4 protein-coding genes are annotated in these 3,805 nt (G+C 61.5%); 3 read left to right on the top strand and 1 reads right to left on the bottom strand.

The window, feature by feature from the left end; all coding sequences use genetic code 11:
• On the top strand, nucleotides 1-865 hold an 865-nt coding region (locus IL54_RS18045; RefSeq protein WP_037479216.1), incomplete at its 5' end, for an alkaline phosphatase D family protein.
• Here IL54_RS18045 and IL54_RS18050 read toward each other — a convergent pair.
• The gene (locus IL54_RS18050) at nucleotides 858-1,127 is read right to left on the bottom strand and encodes a hypothetical protein (protein ID WP_004212913.1); all 270 of its coding nucleotides are present in this window, start codon (nucleotides 1,125-1,127) and stop codon (nucleotides 858-860) included. The genes IL54_RS18045 and IL54_RS18050 overlap by 8 nt on opposite strands.
• A 171-nt stretch (nucleotides 1,128-1,298) precedes the next feature.
• Between IL54_RS18050 and IL54_RS24335 the strand changes: the two genes are divergently transcribed.
• A complete protein-coding gene (locus IL54_RS24335; protein ID WP_143058613.1) occupies nucleotides 1,299-1,481 on the top strand; it encodes a hypothetical protein in 183 nt (60 codons plus the stop codon).
• 419 nt (nucleotides 1,482-1,900) lie between these two features.
• On the top strand, nucleotides 1,901-3,805 hold a 1,905-nt coding region (locus IL54_RS18055), incomplete at its 3' end, for a TonB-dependent receptor plug domain-containing protein (RefSeq protein WP_037479220.1).

Raw genomic sequence — 3,805 nt, forward strand, 5'->3', positions numbered from 1 at the left:
CTTCGCGTTCGGCGATCTCGCGACGCTGGCCCTGCCCGAAACCCGGCTCAAGGCCCGCCAGCAGCAATTGTCGCTGGCCAAGGATCTCGACTGGCATGTTGTCGACCGGCGCGGCAGTGGGGAGCGGGTGATATCCGACCCGGCGGAACTCAAGACACTCGACCTCAAGGCCCTGCCGCAAGGCGTCACGCGCGAACCCGATGTCGCAGCCTTCCGCGAGAAACTTGCCGATCCCGCGCGCGAAATGATCGGCGCGGAACAATGCGCATGGCTGGCGGACGAACTGAAGGCCCATAAGGATGCTCGCCGCCCGTGGTTCCTGTTCGGCAGCGCGACCATCCTGTCCAGCTACGTCTATCCCGATCTGACGAAGTTTCCCGATGGCAAGGTAGCGCTGGCGCCGATGTACGCCCTGACGCGCTATGGCCTGCCGCTTCTCAATGTCGATTCCTGGGACGGCTATGCCGGCGAGCGGGACAAGCTGTACGACCAGTTCGAGAAAAGCGGCGCGAACCTGCTCGTGCTGTCGGGCGACAGTCACATGGCCTGGATCAACGAACCCCATCGCGGGGACCGCCGGATTGGTCTCGAGCTTTCCGCCTCCACGCTGACCGGTCCTTCGATCGGGGAACTGCTCCTGCCGTCGGGGCCGGTCGGCGACGCCTTTGTCCACGACAATCGCGATATACGCTGGTGCGACACCAATGCCGTTGGTTTCGTAACGGTATCGCTGACACGCGACCGGGTGGAGGCCGACTTCGTCCGCGTCCTAACGCCGCGCCAGGCGATCGGAAAGCTCGACATCGCGCGCCATGCCAGCGCACGGATCGCCGAAGATGGGTTGAGCGGCTGGGAGATCAGCTGACCGAACGGCACTGCGTCGGAGCGATCCGGCGCAGTGCCAGCAGGCCGATGAGGCCAGCCAGGCATGAGGGCAGCGCGTAGATCGCCCGCAAGGTGGTTTCGCCTAGCCCATGCGCGGCACCCGGCAGGAAGCCGATAAAGGCGAGCGCCGTGAGCGCCCCGAAAACGCCCAGCGCGGCGGCGAGCTTGTTCGCGACATTGAACGGCGCATAGTGCGTGGCAGCAAAGCCATTGCCGCCCGATCGCACCAGATCCGACACCATCGCCCGCAGCAGCTATATAGTCCGCACCCCATGCGAAACTGCGGATGAGCAGATGGGCCAGCAGCAGCGCCCCGGTCCACCCGTGAATCCCCAGTGCCTCCTCTATGAAGAAGAGCGTCACCGCCCCTTCTGCCGCGTCGGCGGCGCCGAGCGCCCGCATAGAGCAACAGGATGAGCACCAGTTCCCGGCGCAGCAGTATCGGGACCAAGGAGTCTCGATTGCCTTGGTACATCCACATCGACGAGGAAAAGACCGCGAGGTCGCTGGCGCTCAAAGGCGCTTTTCTTGCTCCTTTCATGAACGGCTTGTCGCTGACATGGAACGACCGCCTTGCAGGATCTGATGATGATTGAGTTACAAATTACGACGCGGACTTTTTTGTACGAGAGATTCTATCCGTAAAACTGACTCACGGCATAGCAACCGGGCACAACAACTATCGGCTCGGGAGAAAATAGTCTCTGAGCCCAACCCACTATCGTCATTTGCTGCACAATGCCCGATGCTCGCCTGCGAACTTTCCCCTTACCGAAAAGCTTGGGCTACTTACTGAGCGCAGACGGACCAATACACAGCCACGCCTGATATCTCTCGCCGAAATTCGGACCTACACCGCACCTTGACCGCCATCATAAGCGTCAGGACGCAATGCAACATGTCCGCCGCCCAAATGTCATCAAATCGACCCGAAACGGACCGGAAATCGCAACTCGCTCCATTTAACGCGATGCTGCAAGTGCGAAATTGCGCGCTGCTTTGGGGATATTGGGTCATGAATATTTTGCACACGCGTTCGCGCGCCTGCCTGCTAGGCAGTGCCGGCCTGCTCGCTCTGGTAGTAAGCGCGCCCGCTTTTTCGCAGACGCCCACGCCCGCAGCAGACCAAGCGGCGCAGGTCGATGGCGAGGCAACGTCCATCGTCGTGACCGGTGTTAAGGCTACACGCTCTGCGACCGCCATTACCACAACCGAAATCCAGAAGATCCTGCCGGGCGTTGCGCCGTTCAAGGCGATCCAGACCCTGCCGGGTGTCATGTATGTGACTGCCGATCCGTGGGGCAACAACGAGCAGAACGCCTCGCTCTTCATCCATGGCTTCAGCGCTCAGCAGTTGGGCCATACCCTGGACGGCGTGCCGCTGGGCGATCAGAGCTACGGCAATTTCAACGGCCTCTCTCCGCAGCGCGCTATCATCTCCGAAAATGTCGGCAGCGTCGTTGTCGCCACCGGCACCGCGGAACTGGGCATCGCGTCGACCAGCAACCTGGGCGGCGGGATCGAGAATTTCTCCAGCGATCCGCGCCAGCAGATGGGCGCACAGTTGAACCACACTTTCGGCAGCTACGGGACGGCCCGCACATTCGTTCGCCTCGACAGCGGCGAGTTTGGCGACGGCAATAGCGGCTATGTCTCGGTCCTGCGCCATCGTGCGCGCGCCTGGGATTTCCGCGGCAAGCAGAAGGGCTGGGCCGCCAACGCCAAATTCGTCCATGACGACAGCAATGGCAAGCTGACCGCCTATTTCAGCTATTCCGACAAGCAGGAACCCAATGAGGACGCGACCACCGTCTTCAAGAACCCTACCAATGCGGCGCAGGCCTATCAGCCCTATACCCGCCCCTTCTTCTACCCCGATTTCGCCGGCGCGGTCGCTTATCTGAACGCCAGCGGCAATGTGCCGGCCGCCGAGGCGCAGAATTATCGCAACTATTACAGCGCCGCGATCCGGACCGATTATCTGGGCTACATCAAATATCAGGCCCATCTGTCCGACCAAGTCGACTGGTCGAACCAGGTATATTATCATAATAATGACGGCGCGGGCATCGTCGCCGGACCGATCACGGTCGCGGGCCTGCCCAACCTGTTCTCGCTCTATTTCCCCGGCCAGAATCTGAAGACGGCCACCGGCAATTCGGGCTATGCGATCCGTACCACCGAATATCGCATCGATCGCGGCGGCATCCTGTCCTCGATCGACGCGACGTTGGGCAACCATCAGATTCAGCTTGGTGCGTGGTACGAATATAACAGCTCGGCCGCCTATCGGAACTGGTATGCGCTCAATGTGACCCGGCCGCAGGACTACAACCCCTATTCGCTGCCGCCGCATGATCCGCTGTTCACCCAATATGCCAGCGAGATGCGCACCAATGTTCTGCAACTTCATGTGCAGGACAGCTGGCAGGTCACGCCCAGCCTGCTGGTCCAGGGCGGTTTCAAGTCCAGCCTGCAATTTGCCAGCGGCACCTTCCCGGTCCAGCCGATCATCGGATCGCTGCCTGGTTCGGCAAGCGCCCTGCCCGAAGGCGAGATCAACACCAAGCGCTGGTTCCTGCCCGCGATCGGCGCGAAGTGGGACTTCACCGACAGCGAGCAGGTCTATGTCAACGTGCAGAAGAACCTGCGCCACTTCCAGCCTTATGGCGGCGGCGGCGTCACGCCGTGGAGCAGCGGCAGCCAGGCGGCATTCGACAATCTGAAGTTCAATGGCCGCCCCGAAACCTCCTGGGTCTATGAAATCGGCCTACGCAGCCGCCGGACCATCGACAGTTCGTTCCTGACCGGGATCGAAGCGCAGGTGAACTATTATCATGTCGATTTCAGCGATCGCCTGCTTGGCATCACGCCTCCCGGCGCGATCGGCGGCATCGGCGGCAGTGGCATCAGCGGCGGC

Source organism: Sphingobium sp. ba1 (assembly GCF_000743655.1).
GTDB lineage: Bacteria > Pseudomonadota > Alphaproteobacteria > Sphingomonadales > Sphingomonadaceae > Sphingobium.

Excerpts from the sequence above, each read along its gene's own strand:
- IL54_RS18050 (WP_004212913.1), bottom strand. The coding sequence starts at position 1,127 with ATGGTGTCGGATCTGGTGCGATCGGGCGGCAATGGCTTTGCTGCCACG.
- IL54_RS24335 (WP_143058613.1), top strand. The coding sequence starts at position 1,299 with ATGAGCACCAGTTCCCGGCGCAGCAGTATCGGGACCAAGGAGTCTCGA.